The 1,357-nt window shown below is 60.7% G+C and carries 1 protein-coding gene; it reads left to right on the top strand.

What is annotated here, in order from left to right:
- A partial coding sequence (locus AC3B8H_RS21370; RefSeq protein ID WP_488443519.1) for a TonB-dependent siderophore receptor occupies window positions 1–1,357 on the top strand: 1,357 nt, incomplete at both ends.

Below are 1,357 nucleotides of genomic sequence, written 5' to 3'. Positions count from 1 at the left end.
ATGCTGTTCGACCGCGAAGCCTTGAAACCCAGCGTCAGCCCGGGCGCGAACGGACGGCTGACGCCGCGTCAGGCATTGGAGCAATTGCTGCGCGGTACCGGGCTGATCTTTACTTTTACTGCCGAGGACGCGGTTGCTGTGAAGCGGGCGGACGGCCACTCCAATGCGGCCACGCTGCCGGCGGTTCGCGTGGAAGCGAGCGGCATCGGCGGCTACGACCCCGACAATACCCGTTACAACCGGCAAGTCGCCGCGACCGCGATGAAAACCGATACGCCGATCATGGAAACGCCGATGTCGGTGCAAGTCGTTCCGCAAGCGGTGATTCGCGATCAACAGGCTTTTCGGCTGCAGGATGCGTTGAAAAACGTCAGCGGCGTGGTGCAACGGTCCTCCAACGGCGGCACCACCGGCGGCGCGGACGCTTACGTGGTGCGCGGCTTCGAGTTGGGCTTTCGAAGCAACTATTACCGTAACGGTATTCGGATGCAGAAAAGCAGCGCCGATTTCGCCAACCTGGATCGGGTGGAGGTCGTGAAGGGCCCCGCTTCGGGCTTGTACGGACGCATCGAAGCCGGCGGCTTGATCAATTTGGTGACCAAGAAGCCGTCGGCCAATTCCTACTATTCGCTGGAGCAGCGCTTCGGCTCCTACGATTACTACCGCACCGAAGCCAGCGCCACCGGACCGTTGACTGACGACCGTTCGCTGGCATACCGGCTGGACCTGTCCTATCTGGACAGCAATTCGTTCCGCGACAACGTGATCAACGACCGCCTGTTTTTCGCGCCCAGTCTCAGTTGGAAGCCGTCGGACCGTACCGAATTGAATTGGTCGGTCGAATATATGGACGACAAGCGCACCTACGATGCCGGCTTGCCGGTGACCGGCAACCGGGTCGCGCCGGCGCCGATTTCCCGAACCTTCGCCCAAGCGGGTCTGCCGGACAAGGATTCCTATTGGCTGGTGGATTTCAACTGGAACCACCGTTTCAACGACCACTGGAAGCTGCGCAACGGCGTGGTGATTGTCGATGGCGACGCCGGCTTGTTCGAGACCTATGCCGATGGCCGGGCGGCGGTCAATGGCGACACGCCGCGCGGGGCTTGGTTCGGCGGCTTGAAATACGATACGCAAACCGTGTATTTGGATCTGACCGGGAATTTCAACACCTGGGGCGTCGAGCACCAACTACTGATCGGCGGCGATTACTATCACCAACGTAGTGTCGACCGGGCCACCGCCCGCTTTCTGGATGCGGTCAACATCTTCCGCGACATGCCGCGCTTCGACGTACAGGCTGCGATGGACCCACCCTATCTTTACAACGCGATTGAAGACAACGAATGGTTCGGCG

The organism is Methylomonas sp. BG-2 (genome assembly GCF_057766305.1).
This window is presented reverse-complemented; position numbering and strand designations above follow the sequence as displayed.